This window comes from Streptomyces sp. NBC_00344 (genome assembly GCF_036088315.1).
Classification (GTDB): domain Bacteria; phylum Actinomycetota; class Actinomycetes; order Streptomycetales; family Streptomycetaceae; genus Streptomyces.
Genome location: NZ_CP107996.1, coordinates 6111522 through 6135332 on the forward strand (window position 1 = coordinate 6111522; position 23811 = coordinate 6135332).

At 70.2% G+C, this 23811-nt stretch carries 27 protein-coding genes; 14 read left to right on the forward strand and 13 right to left on the reverse strand.

The features are described from left to right. The first annotated feature begins 4 nt into the window (after window positions 1–4). On the forward strand, window positions 5–1000 hold the full coding sequence (gene meaB / locus OHS16_RS27685) for a methylmalonyl Co-A mutase-associated GTPase MeaB (RefSeq protein WP_328539959.1): 996 nt from the start codon (window positions 5–7) through the stop codon (window positions 998–1000). 50 nt (window positions 1001–1050) lie between these two features. On the opposite strand, the gene metE is transcribed toward meaB, so the two are convergent. Then, entirely contained in the window at window positions 1051–3369 is a 2319-nt protein-coding gene (metE, locus tag OHS16_RS27690) for a 5-methyltetrahydropteroyltriglutamate--homocysteine S-methyltransferase (RefSeq protein WP_328539960.1), read from the reverse strand. 144 nt (window positions 3370–3513) lie between these two features. Further along, a complete protein-coding gene (locus tag OHS16_RS27695; RefSeq protein ID WP_328539961.1) occupies window positions 3514–4908 on the reverse strand; it encodes a hypothetical protein in 1395 nt (464 codons plus the stop codon). A 216-nt stretch (window positions 4909–5124) separates the two neighbouring features. On the opposite strand from OHS16_RS27695, the gene OHS16_RS27700 reads away from it, so the two are divergent. From OHS16_RS27700 to OHS16_RS27715, 4 genes are all read left to right on the forward strand, one after another. After that, a complete protein-coding gene (locus OHS16_RS27700) occupies window positions 5125–6453 on the forward strand; it encodes a molybdopterin-dependent oxidoreductase (protein ID WP_328539962.1) in 1329 nt (442 codons plus the stop codon). Window positions 6454–6458: 5 nt separating this feature from the next. After that, window positions 6459–6923 (forward strand): hypothetical protein, encoded by a 465-nt coding sequence (locus tag OHS16_RS27705; RefSeq protein WP_328541014.1) that lies wholly within the window; start codon window positions 6459–6461, stop codon window positions 6921–6923. A 174-nt stretch (window positions 6924–7097) separates the two neighbouring features. Beyond that, entirely contained in the window at window positions 7098–8000 is a 903-nt protein-coding gene (locus OHS16_RS27710; RefSeq protein WP_328539963.1) for a slipin family protein, read from the forward strand. Window positions 8001–8145: 145 nt separating this feature from the next. Beyond that, the gene (locus OHS16_RS27715; RefSeq protein ID WP_328539964.1) at window positions 8146–8751 is read left to right on the forward strand and encodes a flavin reductase family protein; all 606 of its coding nucleotides are present in this window, start codon (window positions 8146–8148) and stop codon (window positions 8749–8751) included. 234 nt (window positions 8752–8985) lie between these two features. Here OHS16_RS27715 and OHS16_RS27720 read toward each other — a convergent pair whose 3' ends face one another. The 3 genes from OHS16_RS27720 to OHS16_RS27730 form a co-directional block, all read right to left on the reverse strand. Further along, window positions 8986–9510, reverse strand: a complete 525-nt coding sequence (locus OHS16_RS27720; RefSeq protein WP_328539965.1) for an excalibur calcium-binding domain-containing protein — start codon at window positions 9508–9510, stop codon at window positions 8986–8988. Window positions 9511–9865: 355 nt separating this feature from the next. After that, window positions 9866–10741 (reverse strand): undecaprenyl-diphosphate phosphatase, encoded by an 876-nt coding sequence (locus tag OHS16_RS27725; protein ID WP_328539966.1) that lies wholly within the window; start codon window positions 10739–10741, stop codon window positions 9866–9868. Between the two features lie 127 nt (window positions 10742–10868). Beyond that, window positions 10869–11573, reverse strand: coding sequence for a TVP38/TMEM64 family protein (locus tag OHS16_RS27730; RefSeq protein WP_328539967.1), 705 nt, complete (start codon window positions 11571–11573; stop codon window positions 10869–10871). Between the two features lie 186 nt (window positions 11574–11759). Here OHS16_RS27730 and OHS16_RS27735 point away from each other — a divergent pair, with 186 nt between their 5' ends. The 3 genes from OHS16_RS27735 (at window position 11760) to OHS16_RS27745 (ending at window position 14244) form a co-directional block, all read left to right on the forward strand. Beyond that, a complete protein-coding gene (locus OHS16_RS27735) occupies window positions 11760–11900 on the forward strand; it encodes a hypothetical protein (RefSeq protein WP_328539968.1) in 141 nt (46 codons plus the stop codon). A 91-nt stretch (window positions 11901–11991) separates the two neighbouring features. After that, window positions 11992–13188, forward strand: coding sequence for an elongation factor Tu (gene tuf / locus OHS16_RS27740; protein ID WP_328539969.1), 1197 nt, complete (start codon window positions 11992–11994; stop codon window positions 13186–13188). A gap of 210 nt (window positions 13189–13398) precedes the next feature. Then, a complete protein-coding gene (locus OHS16_RS27745) occupies window positions 13399–14244 on the forward strand; it encodes a spermidine synthase (protein WP_328539970.1) in 846 nt (281 codons plus the stop codon). A gap of 113 nt (window positions 14245–14357) precedes the next feature. Here OHS16_RS27745 and OHS16_RS27750 read toward each other — a convergent pair whose 3' ends face one another. Beyond that, window positions 14358–15434, reverse strand: a complete 1077-nt coding sequence (locus OHS16_RS27750) for a hypothetical protein (RefSeq protein ID WP_328539971.1) — start codon at window positions 15432–15434, stop codon at window positions 14358–14360. Window positions 15435–15544: 110 nt separating this feature from the next. Here OHS16_RS27750 and OHS16_RS27755 point away from each other — a divergent pair, with 110 nt between their 5' ends. Beyond that, on the forward strand, window positions 15545–15982 hold the full coding sequence (locus OHS16_RS27755) for a DUF4442 domain-containing protein (protein WP_328541015.1): 438 nt from the start codon (window positions 15545–15547) through the stop codon (window positions 15980–15982). Between the two features lie 168 nt (window positions 15983–16150). Then, complete coding sequence (locus OHS16_RS27760) at window positions 16151–16804, forward strand: DedA family protein (RefSeq protein ID WP_328539972.1); 654 nt, start codon at window positions 16151–16153, stop codon at window positions 16802–16804. Window positions 16805–16809: 5 nt separating this feature from the next. Here the strand turns inward: OHS16_RS27760 and crcB are convergent, their stop codons facing one another. The 4 genes from crcB to OHS16_RS27780 form a co-directional block, all read right to left on the reverse strand. Beyond that, a complete protein-coding gene (gene crcB, locus OHS16_RS27765) occupies window positions 16810–17184 on the reverse strand; it encodes a fluoride efflux transporter CrcB (RefSeq protein WP_328539973.1) in 375 nt (124 codons plus the stop codon). After that, window positions 17181–17528 (reverse strand): DUF190 domain-containing protein, encoded by a 348-nt coding sequence (locus OHS16_RS27770; protein WP_328539974.1) that lies wholly within the window; start codon window positions 17526–17528, stop codon window positions 17181–17183. Before OHS16_RS27770 ends, crcB begins: the two co-directional genes overlap by 4 nt. After that, window positions 17525–18010 carry a fluoride efflux transporter FluC gene (locus OHS16_RS27775; protein WP_328539975.1) on the reverse strand — a complete coding sequence of 162 codons (486 nt, stop codon included), beginning with the start codon at window positions 18008–18010 and terminating at the stop codon, window positions 17525–17527. Before OHS16_RS27775 ends, OHS16_RS27770 begins: the two co-directional genes overlap by 4 nt. Window positions 18011–18247: 237 nt before the next feature. Further along, window positions 18248–18778: a gamma carbonic anhydrase family protein gene (locus tag OHS16_RS27780; protein ID WP_328539976.1), complete on the reverse strand. Its 531-nt coding sequence runs from the start codon at window positions 18776–18778 to the stop codon at window positions 18248–18250. A 137-nt stretch (window positions 18779–18915) separates the two neighbouring features. Here OHS16_RS27780 and OHS16_RS27785 point away from each other — a divergent pair, with 137 nt between their 5' ends. Continuing rightward, window positions 18916–19638 (forward strand): acyltransferase, encoded by a 723-nt coding sequence (locus OHS16_RS27785; RefSeq protein ID WP_328539977.1) that lies wholly within the window; start codon window positions 18916–18918, stop codon window positions 19636–19638. 237 nt (window positions 19639–19875) lie between these two features. Here OHS16_RS27785 and OHS16_RS27790 read toward each other — a convergent pair whose 3' ends face one another. Next, window positions 19876–20742, reverse strand: a complete 867-nt coding sequence (locus OHS16_RS27790; RefSeq protein WP_328539978.1) for a DMT family transporter — start codon at window positions 20740–20742, stop codon at window positions 19876–19878. A gap of 92 nt (window positions 20743–20834) precedes the next feature. Here OHS16_RS27790 and OHS16_RS27795 point away from each other — a divergent pair, with 92 nt between their 5' ends. Beyond that, on the forward strand, window positions 20835–21407 hold the full coding sequence (locus OHS16_RS27795) for a helix-turn-helix domain-containing protein (protein ID WP_328539979.1): 573 nt from the start codon (window positions 20835–20837) through the stop codon (window positions 21405–21407). 44 nt (window positions 21408–21451) lie between these two features. Then, window positions 21452–22006 (forward strand): YbaK/EbsC family protein, encoded by a 555-nt coding sequence (locus OHS16_RS27800; RefSeq protein ID WP_328539980.1) that lies wholly within the window; start codon window positions 21452–21454, stop codon window positions 22004–22006. Between the two features lie 39 nt (window positions 22007–22045). Here the strand turns inward: OHS16_RS27800 and OHS16_RS27805 are convergent, their stop codons facing one another. Continuing rightward, complete coding sequence (locus OHS16_RS27805) at window positions 22046–22558, reverse strand: hypothetical protein (RefSeq protein ID WP_328539981.1); 513 nt, start codon at window positions 22556–22558, stop codon at window positions 22046–22048. A gap of 135 nt (window positions 22559–22693) precedes the next feature. Then, on the reverse strand, window positions 22694–23119 hold the full coding sequence (locus tag OHS16_RS27810) for a CoA-binding protein (protein WP_328539982.1): 426 nt from the start codon (window positions 23117–23119) through the stop codon (window positions 22694–22696). Between the two features lie 58 nt (window positions 23120–23177). Here OHS16_RS27810 and OHS16_RS27815 point away from each other — a divergent pair, with 58 nt between their 5' ends. Next, window positions 23178–23804: a YigZ family protein gene (locus OHS16_RS27815; protein WP_328539983.1), complete on the forward strand. Its 627-nt coding sequence runs from the start codon at window positions 23178–23180 to the stop codon at window positions 23802–23804. Window positions 23805–23811: the final 7 nt, after the last annotated feature.

The window sequence follows — 23811 nt, forward strand, 5'->3', positions numbered from 1 at the left end:
GCCGATGCCATCAGTGATCGATCCCGACCGTTACGTCAAGGGCGTCATCGAAGGGTCACGTGCGTTCATCGCACGGGCCATCACCCTGGTGGAGTCCACCCGGGCGGACCACCGGGCGCTAGCCCAGCAGATGCTGACGCAGCTGCTGCCGCACGCCGGGCAGGCACGCCGCATCGGGATCAGCGGGGTGCCCGGTGTAGGGAAGTCGACCTTCATCGACGCCTTCGGCACCATGCTCACCGGCCTCGGCCACCGGGTCGCGGTACTCGCCGTCGACCCCTCGTCCAGCCGGACCGGCGGCTCCATCCTGGGTGACAAGACCCGGATGGAGCGGCTGGCCGTCGATCCCGCGGCGTTCGTCCGGCCCTCGCCGACCACGGGCACCCTCGGCGGGGTGGCCAGGGCCACCAGGGAAGCCATGGTCGTGGTGGAGGCCGCAGGCTACGACGTGGTCCTGGTGGAAACCGTCGGTGTCGGCCAGTCCGAGACCGCGGTGGCGAACATGGTCGACTCCTTTCTGCTGCTCACCCTCGCCCGTACCGGCGATCAGCTGCAGGGCATCAAGAAGGGTGTGCTCGAGCTCGCCGACCTCATCGCCGTCAACAAGGCGGACGGTCCGCACGAACGCGACGCACGTGGAGCGGCACGCGAACTCGCGGGCGCGCTGCGGCTGATGCATCCCGCCGACGCCTCCTGGACTCCGCCCGTGCTCAGTTGCAGCGCTCGTGAGTCAACCGGCCTCGACACCCTCTGGGAGCGGCTCGAACAGCACCGCAAAGTGCTGGACGCCTCCGGTGGGCTCACGGCCAAGCGGTGTGACCAGCAGGTCGACTGGGCGTGGACCATGGTGCGCGAGGGGCTGCTGAAGCAGTTGCAGGACGATCCTCAGGTGCGCAGGATGGCCCCGGTGCTGGAAGAGCAGCTGCGGAGCGGCTCCCTGACTCCGACGCTGGCTGCCGACCGCATCCTCGGGGCGTTCCGCGGGGAGCCGCAGCCCTGACGGTGCTCCGCGGGCGGGGCCGGTGCGCGAAGCGGCCCCGCCTCCGTCCCTCAGTGCGTCCCTTCCGGCAGCGCGCTGCGGACCGACCGGGCCGCGGTCACCATATTCTCCAGCGACTCCCTGACCTCGGGCCAGCCGCGGGTCTTCAGCCCGCAGTCCGGGTTGACCCACAGGCGTTCCGCCGCAATGGCGCCGAGCCCCTTGTGTAGCATCCGGATCAGCTCGTCGCTGCCCGGCACCCTCGGGGAGTGGATGTCGTAGACACCGGGTCCCACCTCCCGTGGATAGCCGGCCGCCGCCAGTTCGTCCGCCACCCGCATGTGCGAGCGCGCGGCCTCCAGACTGATGACATCGGCATCGAGGTCATTGATCGCCTGGAGGATGTCGCCGAATTCCGCGTAGCACATGTGTGTGTGGATCTGTGTGTCCGCGCGTGCGCCGCCGGTGGCCAGACGGAACGCCTCGGTGGCCCAGGCGAGGTATCGGGGCCGGTCGGCCGTGCGCAGCGGCAGGGTCTCCCGCAGCGCGGGTTCGTCCATCTGGATCACCGGGCTTCCGCTCCTCTCCAGGTCGTCGACCTCGTCGCGCAGTGCGAGTGCCACCTGGCGTGCCGTGTCCTCGAGTGGCTGATCGTCGCGGACGAAGGACCAGGCGAGCACGGTGACGGGACCGGTGAGCATGCCCTTGACGGGGCGGTCGGTCAGCGACTGGGCGTACGCCGTCCAGCGCACCGTCATCGGTCCGGGCCGGGAGACGTCGCCCGCGAGGATCGGCGGGCGGACGTAACGGGTGCCGTAGGACTGGACCCAGCCGTGCCGGGTGGCGGAAAAGCCGGTCAGCTGCTCGGCGAAGTACTGCACCATGTCACTGCGTTCGGGCTCGCCGTGCACCAGAACATCGATCCCTGCCCTCTCCTGGAACGCGACGACGCTCCTGATCTCCGCCTCGATGCGTTGCTCGTACACATCGGTGCCGATCCGGCCGGCCCGCAGGTCCGCGCGATCGGCGCGCAGTTCGTCGGTCTGCGGGAACGAGCCGATCGTCGTGGTCGGCAGCAGCGGCAGCCCCAGGCGGGCGCGCTGTGCGGCCGCGCGCTCCGGATACGGCAGCGAGCGGCGGGTCCCGGCGCTGGTGACGGCTGCCGTGCGGGCGCGTACAGCAGGGTCGTTGGTGAGCGCCGATCCGGCGCGGGACGCGAGATCCGCCCGGTTGAGTGCGAGCTCGCCGGCGATGGCCTGCGCCCCGAGAACGAGCCCCCGGGCCAGTGTGACGGTCTCCGAGGTCTTCTGGCGGGCGAAGGCGAGCCAGCGGGCGGTCTGCGGATCGATGTCCCGCTCGGCGCCGAGATCCAGCGGGACGTGCAGCAGCGAACAGGAAGGTGCCACATCCACCCGGTGGGCGAGAGGGACCAGAGTGTCCAGCGTGTGCAGCGACTTCTGCAGGTCGTTGATCCAGACGTTGCGCCCGTCGACCACACCGGCGACAAGTCGCTTGCCCGGCACACCGCCCATCGCGGCCAGATCTCCGAGGTTCGCCGCAGCCGGGCCGGTGAAATCCATCGCGAGCCCCTCCACCGGAGCCGACGCGAGAACCGGAAGCGCCTCGCCCAGCCGGTCGAAGTACGAGGCGATGAGCAGCCGCGGACGGCCGGCTGACGCGCCGAGTTCACGGTAGGCATGGGCGACGGCGTCGAGTTCGTCCCGGGAGCGGTCCTGGACCAGCGCGGGTTCGTCAAGCTGTACCCACTCGGCGCCCGCGGACCGGAGATCGGCGAGCACACCGGCATACACCGGAAGGAGGCGTTCGAGCAGCGTCAGCGGCTCGAACCCGTCCGCGACACCGGGGGCAGGCTTCGACAGCAGCAGGAAGGTGATGGGTCCGAGAAGTACCGGCCGTGCGGTGAGACCGAGCGCGAGGGCTTCCCCGACCGCGCCGACCTGCGTAGCGGAGTCGGCGGCGAAGACCGTGTCCGGGCCCAGTTCGGGGACCAGGTAGTGGTAGTTGGTGTCGAACCATTTGGTCATCTCGAGTGGGGCGACATCGCGGGTGCCCCGGGCCATTGCGAAGTACCCGTCCAGGGCGTCGGCCGCGATCCCGGCCCGGTAGCGGGCCGGGATCGCGCCCACCATCACGCTGGTGTCCAGGACATGGTCGTAGTAGGAGAAATCGCCGGTCGGGACCTCCTGGACGCCGTCCTGGCGGAGCTGAAGCCAGTTGGCGCGGCGCAGACCGGCCGCGGTGTCCCGCAGGGCCCCGTCGCTGACGCTGCCCTTCCAGTACCCCTCGACGGCTTTCTTCAGTTCCCGGCTCGGGCCCTGTCGGGGGTAGCCGTACACGGTGGCCGAAGCGGCCGCGGACTTACCTGTCATGGATGTCTCCTTCGCGGGTCCGGCTCCCACGATCAGGGACCGGCGCAGTCTCCGGCGGACGCCGCACCGGTCGGTTCTGCGCCGGTGCGCGGCGGGCGGGACCGCCGGCCGGTGTGCATCGCCCCACGGGCCCGGGACGCGGCCCTACCACCCGGTCAGCAGCAGATGGTTGACGAGCAGGGGTACGACGGCCTGGACGCAGAGCCAGGGCCGTCGGCAGGAGCCGGGCAGCAGCGCGGTGGCGGGCAGCAGCCAGAGAGCGAACGGGATCCAGATGCGTTCTGTCTCGGCCTTGCTCATGCCCGACAGATCGGCGATCAGCACGGCCAGCAGTGTGGCGAGCACCAGCACCACCAGGCGGTCGGCGGCGGTGGCCCGGCCGCCGCGCAGCCTGCTGACCGTGGCCGGGGACGAAGCCAGGGCGCGGCGGAGCCCGGCCACGGTGGCAAGCCCGATGATGATCACCGCATTGGCCAGGTTGCCCCAGATCCAGTAACTCTGCGGCCGGATGCCGCCGGAGCCCTGGTAGTAGCGTTCGACCAGCAGGCGATAGGCCTCCCACCAGTTGAAGCCCGCAAGGGTGAACGTCAGCGCGACGATCACCACCCCGGCCAGGACCGGCAGTACGGGGCGGAGCGTGCGGGTGAGCAGCAGAACGGCGGCCGCGGGGACGGCGATGAGCGTCAGCCCGTAGGACAGATAGAGCATCCAGCCGAAGAGAAGTCCGGCCCCCAGTGCGGTGGGTACGGGCCGGCGGGCCGTCCGGGTGGCGGCCAGGACCAGCAGCGCGATCCCCCAAGCGGCGACGGCCGCGAAATAGCCGTCCGCCGACGTGCCCATCCATACGGCGGCCGGGGCCAGCACCAGGAAGGGAGCGGCGCGGCGGGCGGTCCCTTCGTCGGTGAGGGCCCGCAGGGCAACCAGGACGGCAGCCGCCGCCGAACTCCCGGCAGTGATGCACCAGACGCCGGCCCATCCGCCGCCGCCCAGCCCGATCCGGTCCAGCCAGACGAAGGTGAGCGTGGCTCCCGGCGGATGACCTGCCACATGGGCGGGATAGTTGTGCGGGGCGCCGATCAGAATGTGGTGGGTGAAGTCCCGCAGCGCCGGCCCAATATGCGTGAAGGCGCCGATGGACCGCAGATATTCGCTGCTGGTGGTGAGCTGTTCGGCGATCCCGCGGTGCCACCCGTCGATCAGTGCCAGGGACCAGATCCAGGCGGACGCGACGGCCCAGCAGGTCACGGCCAGCGGGCGCCAGGCGAGACGGTCCGCGACGGCCGGTCCATGAATGATCACCGTCGTCGCGACCACGAGCGCCGCCGGGGTGCCGGGGCCCAGGTGCGGAAGCCAGGTGGCCAGCAAGGGGGGCCACCCGACGCGCAGGGTGCCGTCGGTGTCCTCGATGACGGTTCCAGCGACCGCGGCCGCGATGACCAGGAGGGCGGCGCCGAGGGCCGCCAGCACATCCGGCCGGTGTCCGCCGTGTCCCTGACGGGGTACGGCCTGGTCCTGAGTGGCGGGGGCGGGGGCGGTCACGGCCACACGTTAGGGCCCGGGCCCGCGGTCCGGCCCACGACACCACCGTCCGTCATGGAACCGTCAGATCCCCGCGGTGATGCGGTCCGAACTCCGCGGTGCCGCCCATGCCGTCAGCGTTTCGTCATGGTTCCCGGCCCCCTGAGAGCCCGTGCACAGGCCTAACGTCGGAGCGCGGCGGTGGACGACCGCCCACGTAACCGCCGAGGAAGTGTCATGGGCGTCGAGCAGTGGACCACCACCGGAGAAGAGACCGCGGACGAGCAACGGGACCCGTGGATCCTGAGCCCCGCGCAGCCGGGATTCTGGCGCAGCCCGCTGCGCGGACCGTGGCTGACGGCGTTGCTGGGCTTCGTACTGCTGGCCGGTGTCACCGTGCTGATCGTGACCGGGCTGCTGTCCTACGCCGCGTACAACCCCGATCTCGCACGCGTCAATGACAAGACGCCGGACAAGGGCCTGCTCGGCTTCTACCTCTTCTCCTGGCCCACCGATCCGCACTGGCTCTACCGCCTGACCCAGGGCGTCCATGTGACGCTCGGGGTGGTGCTGGTCCCGGTGCTGCTGGCGAAGCTGTGGTCCGTCGTCCCCAAGCTGTTCGCGCTGCCTCCGGTGAGATCGGTGGCCCACGCACTGGAGCGGATCTCGCTGCTTCTGCTGGTCGGCGGGGTGCTCTTCGAGTTCGTCACCGGGATGCTCAATGTGCAGCTGGACTATCTCTTTCCCGGTTCGTTCTACCGACTGCACTTCTATGGTGCCTGGGTCTTCATCGGGGCCTTCGCCGCTCATGTGACCCTCCGCTTCCCGCAGGCCGTACGGGTGTTGCGGACACACGGGCTGCGGGCGCCCCTGCGCGGGCCCGCGGCATTCCGCCAGGAGCCACCGGACGAATCCGGCCTGGTGACACCGCGGCCGGCTGCCCCGACGCTCTCCCGCCGCGGTCTGATCGGCCTGGTGGGCGGGGGATCGGTGCTGCTGTTCGTGGTGACCGCAGGGCAGAGCATCGGGGGCCCGCTGCGCAGGACGGCGCTGCTCGCCCCGCACGGGGGGCCGGAGCCCGTCGGCGGCCCCGGCGGCTTTCAGATCAACAGGAGTGCGGCCGTCGCGGGCGTCGGAACGCAGGACACCGGCGACGGCTGGCGGCTGGTGGTGCGAGGACCCGACGGGAGTACCGTGCGCCTCGCCCGCGCCGAGCTGCTGCATATGCCCCAGCACCGTGCCGAACTCCCGATCGCCTGCGTGGAGGGCTGGTCGACACCGGACCAGAGCTGGTCGGGTGTACGGCTGCGGGACCTGGCGGCCCTGGTCGGTGCGGGCGACGCGCTGCCGGCGCTCGTGACGTCGTTGCAGACGCACGGCTCCTTCCGCGAGGCGGCGCTGCGGGACAACCAGGTAGGCGACCCGCGCTCGCTGCTCGCGCTACGGGTCAACGGCGCCGACCTCACCCCCGATCACGGATACCCGGCACGGATCATCGTTCCCGCCGCGCCCGGGGTGCTCAACACCAAATGGGTGGCCTCGGTGGCCTTCGGGGAGCTGTCGTGAAGCGGATGAGGCGGTGGTACGGGGCGGGGCCGCTGCACTGCGGGGTCCTGCTCGCCTCGTTCGCGGCGGCCGGCTTCGCGGGGGTGCGCCTCCTGGACGGCGACCGGTTCCTGATCGCCGTGTGGTTCGTCGGCGCGGCGGTGCTGCACGATCTGCTCCTGGTGCCGCTGTACGCGCTGGCCGACCGGGCGCTGCGCGCCATGCCTGGTGTCAGGGCCGGGGGCTGGATCAACACGTTCCGGGTGCCCGCCGCACTGTCCGGGCTGCTGCTGCTCGTCTGGTTCCCACTGATCCTCGGTCCTGCTCCCCGCTACGAGCGGTCCACCGGTCTGCCCGCCGGAGTCTTCCTGTCCCACTGGCTGCTGATCACTGCTGCGCTCTTCGCGGTGTCGCTGCTGTGGCGGCTGGCCGGTGCGCTGCGGGGTGGGGCGGCAGGCCGGGGGCCCCGGGGCCCCCGGGCCGGTCAGTGACCCGGGTGCCGCGAGCGCGGGGAGCGCCGGCCCGGCCGTCGCCACGCGAGAGGCCGCCTCCGTGATCGAACGACCGTTTGAGCCGTATCGCGAGGGCCGGACTGCTGGGCCTCGCTCCAATCGCAGAAGGGGGCATATCGTGGATTAGGGCCTATTCGGACAGGTGGTCACATCATGCCAGAGCTGCTGACACTGATATTGCTGGTCATATGTGCCGTTGCGGTCTACGGGGCGGCCGCCGCGCGCGTGGTGAAGCAGTACGAGCGGGGCGTGGTGTTCCGCCTCGGCCGGGTGCGCGGCCAGATCCGGGAGCCCGGGTTCACCATGGTGCTTCCGCTGGTGGACCGGCTCCGCAAGGTGAATCTGCAGGTCATCACGATGCCGGTGCCCGCACAGGACGGCATCACCCGCGACAATGTCACCGTCCGGGTGGACGCGGTGATCTATTTCAAGGTGATCAATGCCGCCGATGCGCTCGTGGAGGTCGAGGACTACCGTTTCGCGGTGTCGCAGATGGCGCAGACCTCACTGCGTTCCATCATCGGTAAGAGTGATCTCGACGATCTTCTCTCGAATCGGGAGAAGCTGAATCAGGGCCTTGAATTGATGATCGACAGTCCGGCGGTCGGCTGGGGTGTGCAGATCGACCGGGTGGAGATCAAGGACGTGTCGCTGCCGGAGACGATGAAGCGGTCGATGGCCCGGCAGGCCGAGGCGGACCGTGAGCGGCGGGCCCGGGTGATCAACGCCGACGCGGAGCTGCAGGCGTCCAAGAAGCTGGCCGACGCGGCCGGTGTGATGTCGAAGGAACCGGCCGCACTGCAGCTGAGGCTGCTGCAGACGGTGGTCGCGGTGGCGGCCGAGAAGAACTCCACGCTGGTACTGCCCTTCCCGGTCGAACTGCTGCGCTTCCTGGAACGGGCCCAGCAGAATCAGCCGGAGCAGGCCTCGTCCGCGGAGCGGGCCGCCCCGACCGGCCCGCCCGCGGGGACCGGCACACCCGGCCTGTCCGAACAGCTTCCGGCCCCCGGGCCGCCCGCGGCGGGTGAGCCTCCGCCGGATGCGGACGGTCGCTGAATCGAAGCGCGGCCCGGCACCTCCGGCCGCCCGGCGGGGTCTCCCGGCGCGAGACCGTACCTGCGCATGGGGGCGCAGCCGACAGCCCGTTCGCCCGCTCACCCCGGGGGCGCCCGGCGCGGCCGCCACCGCGATACTGAGCGGTATGCGCATTGACTTCGACCCCGCCGAAACGCCTGTCGACGCCTTCTACCGCCTGCTGACCGCGGTCGTGGTGCCCCGGCCCATCGCCTGGGTGTCGACCATCCACCGGGACGGGGTGTCGGACAACCTGGCCCCGCACTCCTTCTTCACGGTCTCCAGCGTGTCGCCGCCGATCGTCCAGTTCACCTCGGTGGGCCGAAAGGACTCCCTGCGCAACATCGAGGACACGGGCGCCTTCGTCGTCAACTTCGCTCCCGAACACCTCTTCGAGCAGATCAACGGGACGGCTACCGACTTTCCTCGCGGGACCAGCGAGTTCGACGCCATCGGCATCGCGCGTGAGCCCAGTCTGCGGGTGAAGCCGCCGCGCGTCGCAGGCTCACCGGTCGCTCTCGAATGCGAACTGCACAGCACCGTCGGCTTCGGCTCCTCCACCGTGGTCTTCGGGCGTGTCGTGCATGCGGCGGTCGACGAGTCCGTGATGACCAACGGACACCCCGAGTACACCCGGCTGCGCCCGCTGGCCCGGCTGGGCAAGAACGAATGGGGAACCCCGGGCGAGGTGCGCGAGATCGCCCGCATCCCCTATGACCAGTGGAACGGCTGAAGCTGCCCGCAGCAGTCCCGGATGTGCTCAGAAGTGCGTGGCCATGCCGAACACCCGGCGCAGTTGGCCATGTCCCGGAGGTCGCGTTCAGCCGGTTCGTACCGACTTCAGACCCTCGGCTGTCATCATGACCGGAACCCTGGGGCTGAGCCTCCGGGGTTCCGGCCGGTGTCGGAAAGAGGGGGCCCGCCCGTCAGGTGAGCGCGCCGCCGAGCTGCGACAGTCGCCCGGGCTCTACTCGCACGCCACCCCGTCCCCGTCACGGTCCAAGTGCCGCCCGTAACCGGGGTCACCTGCGTGGAGCGGTGCGGCGCCGGCCGCACGTACCGCGGTGCAGTTCGCGTAGTACGTCGAGCCGCCGCCGGAAGTCGAACTGCCGCCACCGGTCCCAGCGGCAGCCGGCCTCGGGGCCACAGTGACCCGGACCGTTTTCGTTCGAGTGACGGTGGGCGCAGGCTTCGGGGTGGCCTCCACGGTCACCGTGGCCGCGGGAGAAGGGTGGGCCGCGGCGGTCTCCGTGGCGGTGGCCGTCACCGTGGGCGCGGGAGCAGGTTTCGCACTGGCAGTTGCTTCGGTGCCCCCGCCGCTGCCGGCACCACCGATCGCCACGCCGATGATGAACACACCGAAAGCCGCCGGGATGACGACCCGCTTCCGTGCCCACCCGGGCCGCCCGGACGGAGAAGCGGGGCGGGGCTGTGGCGGCGGCCCCCACTGCCCCCACTGCGGTCCCGACGGTGACTGGTTTCTGCGTGCCATGCGCGTCCCCCCAAGGATGCTCTGTGCGAGGGGACGACCGTAGCGGCACACCTTCACCTGATGTGAGGGCCATGTTCCGTTAGTGGCGAAACTGTGACCGATTGGTGGTGAAGGGGTGGCGCATCCGGCGTCATGTGAGTCACCGCGTGCGGCATCGCTCTCCCGGCCCGGACGCGGCAACTCACGTTCTCCGCCTGTGCCATGGCCATCTCGCCGGGCCGGGGAACCCGCACGTGACGACTGCCCGGAGCTACTGGCCTTCGGGGCGCGTGCGGTTCACCGGATGGGCGGCGCGGGCGGGCCGCAACCGGCCGGCCCGATGTGTTTCGCCATGCACGCGGGGAGGGGTCGGCCCTCAACCGCCGGCCGGGCCGGCGTCCGGGCTGAGCGCGCCCGCGCCGATCAGCAGGAACAGCGCGGCACCGAGCAGGATCCGGTAGATCACGAACGGCATGAAGCTCTTGGACGTGATGAACTTCATGAACCACGCGATCACGGCATATCCAACGGCGAAGGCGACCACGGTCGCCAAGAGCGTCGGGCCCCAGGCCACCTGGCCTTGCCCGCCGGCATCCTTCAACTCGAAGGCGCCCGAGGCCAGTACGGCGGGAATGGCCAGCAGAAACGAGTAACGGGCGGCGGCCTCACGGGTATAGCCCATCAGAAGGCCACCACTGATCGTGGCGCCGGAGCGCGAGACACCGGGAACCAGTGCCATCGCCTGGCACAGGCCGAAGACGAGACCGTCCCTGATGCTCAGGTCCTGAAGCGACTTGCGCTGCTTCGCCGCCCGGTGTCTGGCGCCCGTCTCGTCGCGGGCGGCCAGCCGGTCGGCCACGCCGAGCACCAGACCCATCGCGATCAGAGTGAAGGCGATGACACGCAGATCCCGGAAGGTGGTGTCGATCTGGTCCTTGAGCACGAGTCCCAGAACGCCGATCGGGATCGATCCGACGATAACCAGCCATCCCATCTGTGCGTCGTGATCACCGCGCAGCGAACGGTCGGTCAGGGACCGGAACCAGGCCGAGACGATCCGGGCGATGTCCTTGCGGAAGTAGATGACGACGGCTGTCTCGGTACCGATCTGTGTGATCGCGGTGAAGGCCGCTCCGGCATCGGGCCAACCGGCGAAGGCCGACGTGAGCCGCAGATGGGCACTGGAGGACACAGGCAGAAACTCGGTCAGCCCCTGCACGAATCCGAGGACGAACGATTCGAACCAAGACATGGGTATGGGCCGTCCAAGGGATCAAGGGGCTGGCGTGCCAGGGGAATGTAACGGCCCAAGATGTACGGACAGTGACTTCCACCGTTACGGCAGGCCAACGGCCCACGCCCGGTGCGGCCCCGCGGACTCAGCGCTCGCGCAGCCGGTGGCGCTTGCGCCAGGCGACCCCGGCGGCCCCCAGGCCCGACACCGCGATGAACCCCATCGCGATGAGAAAGACGGGTGAGGTCGGTGACGACGCCCTGCTGCCGGCAACCACATACGCCGCCGTGTTCGGCACCGATCCGAGACCCGTGGCCACCAGGAACGGAAGCCAGCCCATCCGCGAGATCGCGGCACAGTAGTTGGCGGCCGCGAACGGCACACCGGGAAAGAGCCGGATGGCGAGCATCGAACGGAAGCCGTGCCGGCTCAACTGCCCGTCGGCCGCCTTAAGCCAGCGTCCGCGCAGCAGGGGACGCAGCGCGCTCTGGCCAAGCCCCCGGCCGAGCCCGAAGGAGATCCCCGCGCCGAGCACCGTCCCCGCGATGGCGGCGCCCAGGCCGATCTGGCTGCCGAAGAGCGCGCCTGCCGCGAGGTTGAGCAGCGGTCTTGGCACGAAGGCCGCCGTGCACGCGCCGTACGCGACGGCGAACAGCACCACCGCCGAGATGCCACTGAGGTGGGGAGGCCAGCCGGCCGCGAGAAGCCGTTGCGGCTGCAGCAGGAGCATCGCGGTCGCGGCCGCGAGCAGCACCATCACCAGCAGCGAGAGCCGGGACCATGGGGAGACAAGGACCCTGAGGCAGCGTGCGGCAAGGTGGTCGGGCGATCGGGCAGTGGACTCCGGCATCCGGGGAGACTAACCGACACGCGTGTGTGATCGCCGTAATGGGCGGCGCACGAGCCTCGCGGCAGGCCCATGCCGCCGTGCACCGGCCGCGGTCCGGCGAAGCCCCCGACGGCGTGGGCCCGTTCACCCGCTGGGTGCGGGAAAACCAGTCGACGTGTCCGTGCCCGTACGGGCATGATCAGCGGCATGTTCCGGTATGTCTTCCTCGCAGCGCCGTCCGCAGTCGCGGACGCGCCGAAGGCTGCCGGCTTCCCGGTTCTCGCGGTGACAGCGGCCGCGGAGACAGCGGCTGCGGCCGCAGCGCCCATCGGCGGCGCCCGAAGCTGACCCTTCCCGGATCGTCCGGCGGACCCCACAGGGGGAGGGTCGGCCAGGCCGGGGGGTCCCGTCACGCTTCTGCATTCCGAGGAAGAAGACCATGTCCAAGACCGCATACGTGCGCACCAAGCCACATCTCAACATCGGCACGATGGGCCATGTCGACCACGGCAAGACGACCCTGACCGCCGCCATCACCAAGGTCCTCAGCGAGCGGGCCGGCAGCAGCACCTCGTTCGTCTCGTTCGACCGGATCGACCGGGCCCCCGAGGAGTCGCAGCGCGGCATCACCATCAACATCGCGCATGTGGAGTACGAGACCGACACCCGTCACTACGCGCACGTCGACATGCCGGGCCACGCGGACTACATCAAGAACATGGTCACGGGGGCGGCGCAGCTCGACGGGGCGATCCTCGTCGTCTCCGCGCTGGACGGCATCATGCCGCAGACCACCGAGCACGTCCTGCTTGCCCGTCAGGTCGGCGTCGACCACGTCGTGGTCGCGCTGAACAAGGCGGACGCCGGGGACGAGGAGTTGACCGACCTGGTCGAGCTGGAGGTCCGTGAGCTGCTCTCCGCACACGGGTACGGCGGGGACGCGGCCCCGGTCGTGCGGGTATCGGGCCTTCGGGCGCTGGAAGGAGACCCGCGCTGGACGGCTTCGATCGAGGCGTTGCTCGACGCGGTCGACACCTATGTGCCGATGCCGGTCCGCTACACCGACGCGCCGTTCCTGCTCCCGGTGGAGAACGTGCTCACGATCACGGGGCGCGGCACGGTGGTCACCGGCGCCGTCGAGCGAGGCAGGGTGGGTGTCGGTGATCGGGTGCAGGTGCTCGGCGCCGGGCTCGACGGCTCCGCCACCGTCGTCACCGGCCTCGAGACGTTCGGCAAGCCGATGACGGAGGCCCAGGCCGGCGACAACGTGGCGCTGCTGCTGCGCGGTGTACCGCGTGACGCGGTGCGCCGCGGCCATGTGGTGGCCGAGCCCGGCAGCGTGACGCCGAGCTGTCGCTTCACCGCGCGGGTGTACGTACTGTCGGCACGCGAGGGGGGTCGCACCACCCCGGTGACCAGTGGGTACCGGCCGCAGTTCTACATCCGTACCGCGGACGTCGTCGGCGATGTCGACCTCGGTGACACGGCGGTGGCGCGGCCGGGCGACACCGTCACCATGACCGTCCGACTCGGCCGCGGCGTACCTCTGGAGCCCGGCCTCGGGTTCGCGATCCGTGAGGGCGGTCGCACGGTCGGCGCCGGCACGGTGACCGAGGTCGACCCGGCCGTGTCCTAGCGCAATCGCTTCGTGCCACCCGGCTCCGGCCGGGTGGCACGAAGCGCGGGCACCTCACCCGCCTCGCGGACAACAAAGGCCGCAGGGTCGGACGGAGCCGGCGCCGGAGCCGAACATCCAACGGGCGGTGGATGTACTTCCACCAGGGGACGCCGAAGGACGAGGAGCAACGGGCGCCGCCGCACGGTGTGAGGGCGGCACAATGGAACGGTGAACGATGCGATAGCGGTCATCCGGGACGTGGACGGCGGAAGCGCCAAGCTCATGCCGGATGTGGACAGGGCGCGGGCCTGGCTCCTCATGGTCGACGGAGCGCCCCAGTCCTACGTGGACCTGGATGATCCGACCCATCTGGAGTTCGAGTACGCCCGCAGACTGGGCCATGTCGTGGACTGCGCCGCGGACCGGGGCGAGCCGCTCGACATCATCCATCTCGGCGGGGGCGCGCTCACCCTGCCCCGCTACACGGCGGCGGTCCGTCCCGGATCGAGGCAGCACGTGGTCGAAGCGGACCGGGGACTGCTCAGGCTGGTCGCCGAACACCTGCCGGTGCCGGAAGGAACGGGCATCACCGTGCACGCCGCTGACGCCCGCGGCTGGCTCGAGCACGCGCCCGAGGACTCCGCGGACATCCTGATCGCCGATGTCTTCGGCGGTTCACGGGTGCCCGCTCATCTCACATCGGTCGAGTACGCGCGGACGGCGGCACGAGTACTGCGCGCCGGCGGGGTGTACGCGGCAAATCTCGCCGACGGTGCGCCGTTTGGCTTTCTGCGCTCGCAACTCGCCACCTTCGCGGCGGAGTTCGAGCAGACCGCTCTGATCGCCGAGCCGTCCGTGCTGCGCGGAAGGCGCTTCGGCAACGCCGTGCTGCTGGCCTCGCACTCGCAGATCGACACGGCCCGGCTGGCCCGGTGCACGGCGTCGGACGCCTTTCCCGCCCGGGTCGAACACGGCGCGGGACTGATCCGGTTCACCGGGAACGCGAAGCCGGTACGGGACGCGGCAGCCGTCGCCTCACCCGAGCCTCCCGCCGGAACCTTCGGGATCGGCTGACATCGCGGCAGGGGTGATACAACGGCCGGACACGACGACGGGGGCGCCGGCCGAGGCCCCCGGAGGGTTCTCGCTGCCGGTGCCCCCGTGACCGGGGACGGCGAAGGTCCTGATCAGCCGGCGTCCGCGCCCGAGGGGTCACCGGCCAGCCGGACCGTGCTGAGAATCTTGTCGATGGTCGCCTGGCCGACCGCTCCCTTGACGCCCGTGCTGTTGTACAGCGAGAAGGCGACGAAGTCGTCCTTCGAGTTCTTGAACCCGAAGGTGATGGCCTGGCCGTCGGTGGTGCACTTGCTCTTCTTCGGCACACCGGTGGCCCAGGCCCGTGCGAGGCTGCCCTGGACTCCGGACTTGGTGGTGTAGGGCTTCGACTTGGAGGTCTTCACCAGCTTCTTGTTCGGCTGGGTGTAGGCGCCGTAGACCCACCACGGCACCTGGTTCTCGGCCACTTCCTGGGTGTCCTTGGCGCCGTCGGCGCCCTTGGTGCCCGCACCGCCGAGCCCGGTGTCCTCGGTGTTCCCGTCCTTGTCCGAGTCGTCCGTGCACCACTTGGACTTGTAGAACGCGGGCGCCGACTGCATGATGAGCGGCTTCCCCTTGTCGTCCTCGAACCCCGAGGACAGCCCGGATGACGCCACTTCCCAGTCCGGAGGTACGTCGAAGGCCGTTCCCCACTTCGGGTTGACCACGACCTTCCAGCCTGCGATGAGCGGCTTGACCTCGCCCCCGGCCCGCGGATTGGCGCTGGGGGACGCCGCTTCGGTGGGCTTTCCGGTCGCCGCGGGTGACTTCTTCTTGTTGTCGGCCTGGACCGTCTTGCCGGTCCCGCCGTCATCCTTGAACACGACCACCCCGGTGATCACCGCGGTGGCGACAACCGCTGCCGCGGAGACGATCGCGATGATCGTCGTCCGCTTCTTGCCGTCACCCGGCGGCCGCGGCGGCCCGGGCGGCGAAGCGACCGCGTACTGCGGCACCGTCGGCTGCTGGTACGGGTTTGGCTGCTGATATCCCTGCTGCTGGAATCCCTGCTGCGGGGGCCCTGCCTGGGGCGGGCCCTGCTGCGCTTGTCCCTGCGGTTGTCCCTGCTGGTAGGGGTTCGGTTGCTGATACCCCGGCTGCTGGTAGGGATTTGGGTTCTGGTCCTGCGGGTTTTGCTCGCCCCCGGGCGGCTGCTGTCCTGGCCACATGGCGAGTAACGATAGAGGGGAGCCCCTCGTGTTGCTACGCCCGCCCCTGTGGAGGGATGGCCAAGGTTAACTACTCATGGGTAACATCGGCTCCCATGAGCGCAGATCAGATGTCCGCAGGCGAGTTGCTCGCTGCCACCGTCCCCATGGTCAAGACCCTCGGCCTCGAGTTCATCGAGACCACGGCGGAGCGCGCCGTGGTGCGCATGCCGGACCAGTCCGACTACCACAACCACATCGGCGGACCGCACGCCGGCGCGATGTTCACCCTGGCCGAGTCCGCGAGCGGTGCGATAGTGATCGCCGCGTTCGGCGATCAGCTGTCGCGCGCCGTGCCGCTCGCCGTCAGGGCCGAGATCGACTACAAGAAGCTGGCGATGGGCGAAGTGACCGCGACCGCGACGCTCGGCCGCCCTGTCGCGGACGTGGTGGCGCAGCTCGATGCGGGAGAGCGCCCCGAATTCCCGGTGCGTATATCCATCCGGCGCGCGGACGAGGCGCTGACCGGCGAGATGACGGTCGTCTGGACGCTGCGGCCCAATTCCTGACCTCGCGCCCCCGCCCGGCGGACTCGGCGAAGCCCGGAGGCGCCCCGTGCCCGGGGTGCCACTCCGCTGCCGGAACCCGGTGTCCGGCGAGCGGGTAGGCTTCCCGGCAGGCGGCGTGGGGGGCGCGCCCGCCGGAAACGGGTGTTTTGCGAAGGATAGGGGCCGGCCGTGCACGTCCAGGAGTGGCTGGAGACCGTTCCGGCGGTCAGTGTCTACCTCCTGGTGGCGGTGGTCATCGGGGTGGAGAGCCTCGGGATCCCGCTGCCTGGTGAGATCGTGCTGGTCAGCGCCGCCCTGCTGGCCTCTCAGCAGGGGCATGTCAATCCGCTGGTACTCGGGGCCTGCGCCTCCGCCGGAGCCATCGTCGGGGACTCGATCGGCTATGCCATCGGGCGCAGGGGCGGACGCCCTCTGATCGCCTGGCTCGGCCGCAGGTTCCCTGGCCACTTCAGCGCGCCGAACATCGCCATGGCGGAGCGATCGTTCGAGAAGTGGGGCATGTGGGCGGTGTTCTTCGGCCGCTTCGTCGCACTGCTCCGGATCTTCGCGGGGCCGCTCGCCGGGGTGCTCCACATGCCCTACTGGAAGTTCCTCATCGCCAATATGCTCGGCGGCATCCTGTGGGCGGGCGGCACCACCGCTGCCGTCTATTACGTGGGCGTCGTCGCGGAGTCGTGGTTCAAGAACTTCTCGTACGCGGGCCTGGGGCTCGCCGCGCTCATCGGGGTCGGCTCGATGCTGGTGCTCAAGAACCGTGCGAAGAAGGCCCATGCCCGAGCCGAAGTGACGGCCGAATCACCGGAATCCGTATCCGCCGACTGAGGCGGTCACGACCACAGTGCCTCCGCCAGCGCGACTCCCGCGAACGCGGCGCCGAGGCCGACGGCCACACTGGCGACGACATTGAAGGCCGCGTAGAACTTCGCGCCGTCCTCGGCCAGCCGCAGCGACTCGTAGCCGAAGGTCGAATACGTCGTCAGTGCCCCGCAGAGTCCGGTGCCGACGAAGAGCTGCACCGAGGAGGAAGCGGCACCGGCCGTCACCGCACCGGTCATCAGGCCGAGTACCAGACAGCCCACCACATTGACGGTGAACGTTCCCCAAGGGAAGACGCTGTCGTGCCTGGTCTGCACCGCCCGGTCGGTCAGATACCGCAGCGGAGCGCCGATCATCGCCCCGGCCACCACCAGCAGCCAGTTCAACGCTGCTCCCCGCGGCCGGTGTGACGAACGACCTCGCAGCCGTCGAGGATCACCAGGCCCTCGGTGACCAGTTCGTCGAGCTCCGGAAGGAACGACCTGATCTTTTCCTCCGTGTCCACGATCACGACCGCGACCGGGAGGTCCTCACTCAGCGACAGCAGCCTCTGGGTATGGATCAGCGATGAGGCGCCGAAGCCTTCGATCCCGCGGAACACGCTCGCGCCGGCCAGTCCCGCCCGGTGTGCGCGATGCACGATCTCGGAATACACCGGTTTGTGATGCCACAGGTCGGATTCCCCGATGAACACCGTCACCCGCAGCCCGGTCCCTGTCAGCCTCGTCATGATCGCCTCCATGCAACGGCGCGGCGGGTGAGCCACACCGAACTCAGGACCGCCGCCAGAGCCGAGAGCAGCGTCAGTGCCAGATAGGCCATGCCCAGCGGAGCGCGGCCGGCGTCCACCAGCCGCTGGATGTCCACCGCGTAGGTGGAGAAGGTGGTGAACCCGCCGAGCACTCCCGTACCGAAGAACGGCCGCACCAGCCGGTGCGCCGCCCACAGGTCGCTGATCATCACCATGAAGACACCGATCGTGGCGCAGCCGGCCACGTTCACCAGCAGGGTGGTCCACGGGAACCCGGCCGGAGCGGTGGGCCAGAGCAGCGCGGCGCCGTAGCGGGCCGATGCCCCGATGGCGCCGCCGAGCGAGACCACCGCCAGAACCGGCCAGGCGCCCCGGGCGAGCTCGCGTCGCTGGGCGGGTACGCCGAGATCGACATCGGGGTCCGAGGGCTCACCCACCGCGGACGGCCGCTGTACTCCCATGGATATACGTCTCCTACTCACCGGGCTCCCGCGCGCGGGCGCACTCCATCGCAAGTAGGGACCGTTGGCGGCATGCTCGCAGCGGTTCAGGACGGCGGGCCCCACCGCCGTACAGCCGGGCAGAACAGCTGCACGGTCAAGGTTAGCCGCCCGCCGCGGATCACCGCCAATCCACCCGGCAGGTCACACGGCCGCACTCCGCGACGGTGCCGGCGGTCCGGATGGCCTGATGTCCGGTCAGGTCCCGTCCGCCTCGCGGTGGGCCTTCACCAGATCCAGATAGACCGCCGCGTTGAGCTTGATGCCCTCGCGCTCCTCATCGGTCAGCTCGCGCCTGACCTTCGCGGGTACGCCGGCCACCAGCGAACCCGGCGGCACCCGCATTCCCTGCGGGACCAGTGCCTGGGCGGCGACCAGGGAGCCCGCCCCGATGTGCGCGCCGTTGAGCACGGTGGCGCCCATCCCGACGAGAACGTCGTCCTCGACGGTGCAGCCGTGCAGTACCGCGTTGTGACCGACCGAAACGCGCTCACCGATGGTCACCGGGAAGCCGGGGTCGACGTGCACCGTGGAGTTGTCCTGGATGTTGCTGTCGGCGCCGATCACGACCGGACCGCAGTCGGCGCGCACCACCGTGTGGTACCAGACACTGGCACCGGCCGCCAGGGTCGCATCGCCGATCACCACGGACGTCGGCGCCGTGAACGACTCCGGGTCGAGGTTCGGCTTCTTGCCGCCGACGCCGCTGATCAGTGCCTTATCCGCCATTGCTGTCTCCTTGTTCCGGGCTTCGCGTTCCGGGGCTCCGCGCCCTTCGCGCACCCACGGCACCGTAAGCGACGCTGGGTTGAAGATCACAGCCTGCCCTGCTGATCACCGCCGGACGGGCTGAGTACGGTGGGCAGGTGCTCAGGAGCAGAAACACGTTCTCGTCGCTGACCTCCCGCGTGCTGCACACGGGCTGGCGGTGGGTGCAGCGGGCGGGCGCGGTGACCGCCGAGCGTCCGGGCCGGCTGCGCTTCAGGCGCATCGGGACCGGTACCCGGCTCGCCTTCCCGCAGGGGACCGTGTTCGGCGAGCCCTGGATCGAGCTGGGCGATCACTGCATCATCGGCGAACAGGTCACACTGACCGCGGGAATGATGCCCGACCTGGATCTCGGACCCGAGCCGGTCCTCACCCTGGGCGACGGAGTGGTGCTCGGGCGGGGCAGTCATGTCATCGCCGATACGACTGTCACCATCGGCGCGGACACCTACTGCGGCCCGTATGTGTACATCACGTCGACGAATCACAGCTACGACGACCCGCAGGAGCCGGTCGGGAAGCAGTGGCCCCGTATGGAGAAGGTGGTGATCGGGCCCGGTTGCTGGCTCGGGACCGGTGCGGTGATCCTGCCGGGGGCGCGGCTCGGCCGCAATGTGGTGGTGGCGGCCGGCGCCGTCGTACGGGGCGAGGTGCCCGACCATGCGGTGGTGGCAGGCGCGCCGGCGCGCATCGTACGGAGCTGGGACCCGGAGAAGGGCTGGCAGCCACCGTTGCGTACGCCGGCGCCCGTGCCGATCCCGGAGGGTGTGACCCCGGAACAGCTGCTCGCGCTCGCCGACCTGGAGCCGGAAACATCCTGAGCGCCGTTCCCTGATCCGTGGTGGATCGGCGGGGCGGCGCCGGATGCGGTGCGTCGCACGGCGCGGGAGCGTTCTCATGGTCGGGCGTATTCCGGCGATCCGAGAACAGGGCGAGGTGTCGTGGCGGGCGTCGCGCACCCGCCAGGGACAACGGGACAGCCCTGAGCGCCGTTGCAGGCGTCGCGTCGGACGAACACTGCCTGCCACGGCGCGCCGGCCGGCGCGGCCGGATCCCGGTCAGCCGGTGGCGAGCAGGACGGTGCCCAGCACGGCAAGCCCGGCGCCCGCAGCCTGCACCGCACGCAGGCGCTCCTTGAGGATGCCGCGTGCGGCGAGCGCGGTGATCACCGGGTAGAGCGAAGCGAGCACCGCTGCCACGGTGACCGGACCCGCGTGCGCGGCGACCGAGTAGGTGCCGTTAGCGGCGACATCCGCCAGGCCGACGAAGGCGAGCGCGGGCAGCGCGCGTCCGATCAGCCTCGCCCCGCTGCCTTCGGGCAGTGCCCGGGCGCCGTGCCTGACGGATACGAAGAGCGCGGTGCCGCCCACCGCCACATTCGCCACCCGCTGGACGAACAGGGCGAGAAAGAGGCCGGTGAGGTTCGACGATGCCTCGGAGATCAGGGCCATGACCGCTCCGAAACCGATGGCGGCGACCAGGGTGAGCGCGACCGCCTGCCGCTGGACCGAGGCTCCGCGCAGTTCGGGTCCGCCGGCCATCACCACACCGGCCACCGCCACGGCGATCCCCGCGAACTGGAGTACACCGGGGCGTTCGCCGAGCACGAGTCCGACCCCGACCGGCACGGCGACCCCCAGCGAGCCGAGCGGTGAGACCACCCCCATCGGCCCCAGTGCCAGCGCCTTGTAGAAGCTCAGCATCGCCACCGGGCCCACGACTCCGGCGGCCAGCGCGAACCACAGCTGCGGCCCGAATTCGCTCCAGCCTCCGGTGGCCGCCACCATCGATCCGAGGACCAGCACGGCGACCGACTGCGACACGACCACCACGGTCAGCGCGGGGAGCCGCCGGGTGAGCAGCCCGCCGCCGAAGTCGGCCAGCCCCCAGAGCAGGCTGGTGGCAAGGGCGAACAGTGCCGTCATCGGGGGCTCCAAGTACAGTGCGGTGAACCAGCGGGTGCACCACACCGTAGTGCAATATATTGAACTCTGTCATTCAAAATAATGGACGGACCGTGTTGGACCTCGACCAGCTCACGCAGTCGCTCGCCCGGAACCTCAAACACTGGCGAGGGGAGCGCGGCTTCACCCTCGACAGCCTCGCGGCTCGTGCCGGGGTCAGCCGGGGCATGATCATCCAGATCGAGCAGGCCCGCACGAATCCGAGCGTGGGCACCACCGTGAAGCTTGCCGACGCCCTCGGGGTCAGCGTGACCACTCTTCTCGACTATGAGCGCGGCCCTCAGGTCAGGGTTGTCCCGGAGGGCCAGGCGGTCCGGATGTGGTGGACGGAGGCGGGCAGCCACACCACGCTGCTCGTCGGCACCGAGACGCCCGGACCCCTGGAACTGTGGTCCTGGCGGCTGATGCCCGGCGACGGCAGCGCGTCCGACGCCCACCCTGTTGGCACCGTCGAGCTGCTGCATGTCAGGACAGGAGAACTGACGCTGGTCGTCGACGGGGTGACGCACGCGGTACCTGCCGGAACCTCCGCCACCTTCGAGGCCAATGTCGCGCACGCGTACCGCAACGAGGGCACGGAGACGGTCGAGATGACCATGGCCGTCTCCATCCCGCCCGTCGGCTGAGACCGTCGGCCGGGCGCCGGGCGGAGGCTGTTAGCGTGGGCCGTATGCGCGCTCCCATCGGTACGTTCGACGATGCCCGCCCGGCCCCCGAATGCCTGGAGCAGCTCACGGCTCCGGTCGCGGACGCGGTGCGGAACTGGCGGGGCGGGGTTCCGGCGGAGGATCTGATCTTCGTCGACAGTGACCCGGCGATCGCCGACACCGCGGCGTTCGTGGAGCACTTCGGGCCCGAACTGCTCGACATGTCGGCGAACTGTGTGGTCGTGGCGGGAAAGCGCGGTGGCGAGGTCTCGCTCGCCGCCTGTGTGGTGCTCTCCCGTCATCGCCTCGACGTGAACGGCGCTGTCCGCCGGCAACTCGGCTCTCGCAAGGCGTCCTTCGCCCCGATGGAAACAGCGGTCGGTGAGACCGGTATGGAGTACGGCGGGATCACCCCGATCGGGCTGCCCCGTGACTGGCCCCTGTTCGTGGACTCGGCCGTGGTCGACCTGGAGTGGGTGCTGGTCGGCAGCGGGAGTCGCCGGGGCAAGCTGATCGTGCCCGGAAAGACGTTCGCATCGCTGCCGGGCGCGGTGGTCGTCGAGGGCCTCGGAGGCTGAAGGCCGGCTGTTCCCCGTCGGCCGCTTCCGCAGCTCCCATCAGGCCGCCATCACCAGCGTCCCCGCGGTTGCCGGACCGGACACGGGCTCGGTCGTGCGGGGCCCGCGTCCGGCGACGACGACCGCCCGCAGCACCGCGAACCGTCCGACACCGGCCAGGGCGGATGCCGAGAGGTACACGGCCTGCTCGGTCATCGCGGACGGCCCGGGCCGTACCGCCTCCAGGACCAGCAGCGCCGCCGTGGTGAAGCCATAGCTCACGGCCACGGTCAGCCCGGACCGCAGATGGACCCCCCAGCCGCTCAAGCCCCGCTTCGTACCCCGCACCGCGCCCTCGTCGCGGAACGATATCCGTGCGTGCAGTTCCGTCGCGATCACCGTGGAGACGACCGTGACCAGAGCGTTGGCGATCACCAGCGGCAACCGGCCGTCGAGGAGCAACAGCACGCCGCTGGAAGCGAGTCCGACCCCGCCGCCGCATACGACGAAGCGCACGAAGGCCCCGACGAGCGGGTGTGCCTGGCGCTTCTGCCGCAGTGCTTGCGTGGTCACGAGGGGCCTCCGGGAAAGGGGTTGAACCGTTGCCTTGATTCCACTCCTCAACCTAGGGAAGGCGCATCATCCCAACGATCGGGCCGGCCCCCGAATTTGCTGGGGGTTACCCCCAGTCGGAGGGTAGGGGCGGTGTCAGGGCAGGGAGGGGATCTCGATGGCGGGGCACCGGTCCATCACCATGTCGAGGCCGGCCGTCCGCGTCCGTTCGTACGCCTCGCGGTCGACCACCCCGAGCTGGAACCAGACGGCGCTCGCTCCGATGGCCACCGCCTCGTCGGCGACCGGTCCCGCGAGGGCGCTGTTGACGAAGACGTCGACGACGTCGACCGGGAACGGAATGTCGGCGAGCGAGGCGTAGCCCGGCTCGCCGTGGACGGTTTCCGCCGCCGGATGCACCGGCACGATCCGCTTGCCGAAGCGCTGGAGTACCCGGGCGACACCGTAAGCGGCCCGCTGCGTGTTGTTCGAGAGCCCGACCACCGCCCAGGTGTCACCGGTGGAGGTGAGAATCCTGCGGATCGTCTCCGGGGCCGCGTCCTTCTCGGTGTCTGCTCGCATGTCCGGTCAACGGAGTGCTCGCGGAGAGCATTCCCGCACCGGCGCATAGGCTGGGCCGATGCAGGAGCAGTACCGGACGGTCGCCCGCGAGGGCGTCCATGAGACCGAGATCAGCAGATCGCGCTTCATCTGCTCGCTGGCGCCGGCCGCGAGCGAGCAGGAGGCGCAGTCGTTCGTCGCGCGTATCCGCAGGCAGCACCCGGCCGCGACGCACAACTGTTTCGCCTACGTCGTCGGCGCCGACGCCGGCGTGCAGAAGGCGAGCGACGACGGAGAACCCGGCGGAACAGCAGGGGTGCCGATGCTGCAGATGCTGCTGAGACGCGAGGTGCGGTACGCCGTGGCTGTCGTCACCCGTTACTACGGCGGGGTGAAGCTGGGCGCCGGGGGTCTGATCAGGGCGTACGGGGGAGCCGTCGGCGAGGCCCTGGACGAGCTGGGCACCGTGGTGAGACAGCGATACAGGCTGGTCACGGTGACTGTCGACCACCAGCGCGCGGGGAAGCTGGAGAACGAGCTGCGCGCGTCCGGCCGCGCGGTGCGCGAGGTGCGGTACACGGACGCCGTGGCGATCGAGGTCGCACTGCCGGACGCGGACGTGGAGACCTTCCGCGGGTGGCTCGCGGACACCACCGCGGGGGACGCGGTGCTGGAGCTTGGTTCCGAGGCGTACGGAGATGCCTGACCGTCCG

Excerpts from the sequence above, each read along its gene's own strand:
- meaB (WP_328539959.1), top strand. The coding sequence starts at position 5 with ATGCCATCAGTGATCGATCCCGACCGTTACGTCAAGGGCGTCATCGAA.
- metE (WP_328539960.1), bottom strand. The coding sequence starts at position 3,369 with ATGACAGGTAAGTCCGCGGCCGCTTCGGCCACCGTGTACGGCTACCCC.
- OHS16_RS27700 (WP_328539962.1), top strand. The coding sequence starts at position 5,125 with ATGGGCGTCGAGCAGTGGACCACCACCGGAGAAGAGACCGCGGACGAG.
- OHS16_RS27705 (WP_328541014.1), top strand. The coding sequence starts at position 6,459 with ATGAGGCGGTGGTACGGGGCGGGGCCGCTGCACTGCGGGGTCCTGCTC.
- OHS16_RS27710 (WP_328539963.1), top strand. The coding sequence starts at position 7,098 with ATGCCAGAGCTGCTGACACTGATATTGCTGGTCATATGTGCCGTTGCG.
- OHS16_RS27715 (WP_328539964.1), top strand. The coding sequence starts at position 8,146 with ATGCGCATTGACTTCGACCCCGCCGAAACGCCTGTCGACGCCTTCTAC.
- OHS16_RS27720 (WP_328539965.1), bottom strand. The coding sequence starts at position 9,510 with ATGGCACGCAGAAACCAGTCACCGTCGGGACCGCAGTGGGGGCAGTGG.
- OHS16_RS27725 (WP_328539966.1), bottom strand. The coding sequence starts at position 10,741 with ATGTCTTGGTTCGAATCGTTCGTCCTCGGATTCGTGCAGGGGCTGACC.
- OHS16_RS27730 (WP_328539967.1), bottom strand. The coding sequence starts at position 11,573 with ATGCCGGAGTCCACTGCCCGATCGCCCGACCACCTTGCCGCACGCTGC.
- OHS16_RS27735 (WP_328539968.1), top strand. The coding sequence starts at position 11,760 with ATGTTCCGGTATGTCTTCCTCGCAGCGCCGTCCGCAGTCGCGGACGCG.
- tuf (WP_328539969.1), top strand. The coding sequence starts at position 11,992 with ATGTCCAAGACCGCATACGTGCGCACCAAGCCACATCTCAACATCGGC.
- OHS16_RS27750 (WP_328539971.1), bottom strand. The coding sequence starts at position 15,434 with ATGTGGCCAGGACAGCAGCCGCCCGGGGGCGAGCAAAACCCGCAGGAC.
- OHS16_RS27755 (WP_328541015.1), top strand. The coding sequence starts at position 15,545 with ATGTCCGCAGGCGAGTTGCTCGCTGCCACCGTCCCCATGGTCAAGACC.
- OHS16_RS27770 (WP_328539974.1), bottom strand. The coding sequence starts at position 17,528 with ATGACGAGGCTGACAGGGACCGGGCTGCGGGTGACGGTGTTCATCGGG.
- OHS16_RS27775 (WP_328539975.1), bottom strand. The coding sequence starts at position 18,010 with ATGGGAGTACAGCGGCCGTCCGCGGTGGGTGAGCCCTCGGACCCCGAT.
- OHS16_RS27780 (WP_328539976.1), bottom strand. The coding sequence starts at position 18,778 with ATGGCGGATAAGGCACTGATCAGCGGCGTCGGCGGCAAGAAGCCGAAC.
- OHS16_RS27790 (WP_328539978.1), bottom strand. The coding sequence starts at position 20,742 with ATGACGGCACTGTTCGCCCTTGCCACCAGCCTGCTCTGGGGGCTGGCC.
- OHS16_RS27800 (WP_328539980.1), top strand. The coding sequence starts at position 21,452 with ATGCGCGCTCCCATCGGTACGTTCGACGATGCCCGCCCGGCCCCCGAA.
- OHS16_RS27810 (WP_328539982.1), bottom strand. The coding sequence starts at position 23,119 with ATGCGAGCAGACACCGAGAAGGACGCGGCCCCGGAGACGATCCGCAGG.
- OHS16_RS27815 (WP_328539983.1), top strand. The coding sequence starts at position 23,178 with ATGCAGGAGCAGTACCGGACGGTCGCCCGCGAGGGCGTCCATGAGACC.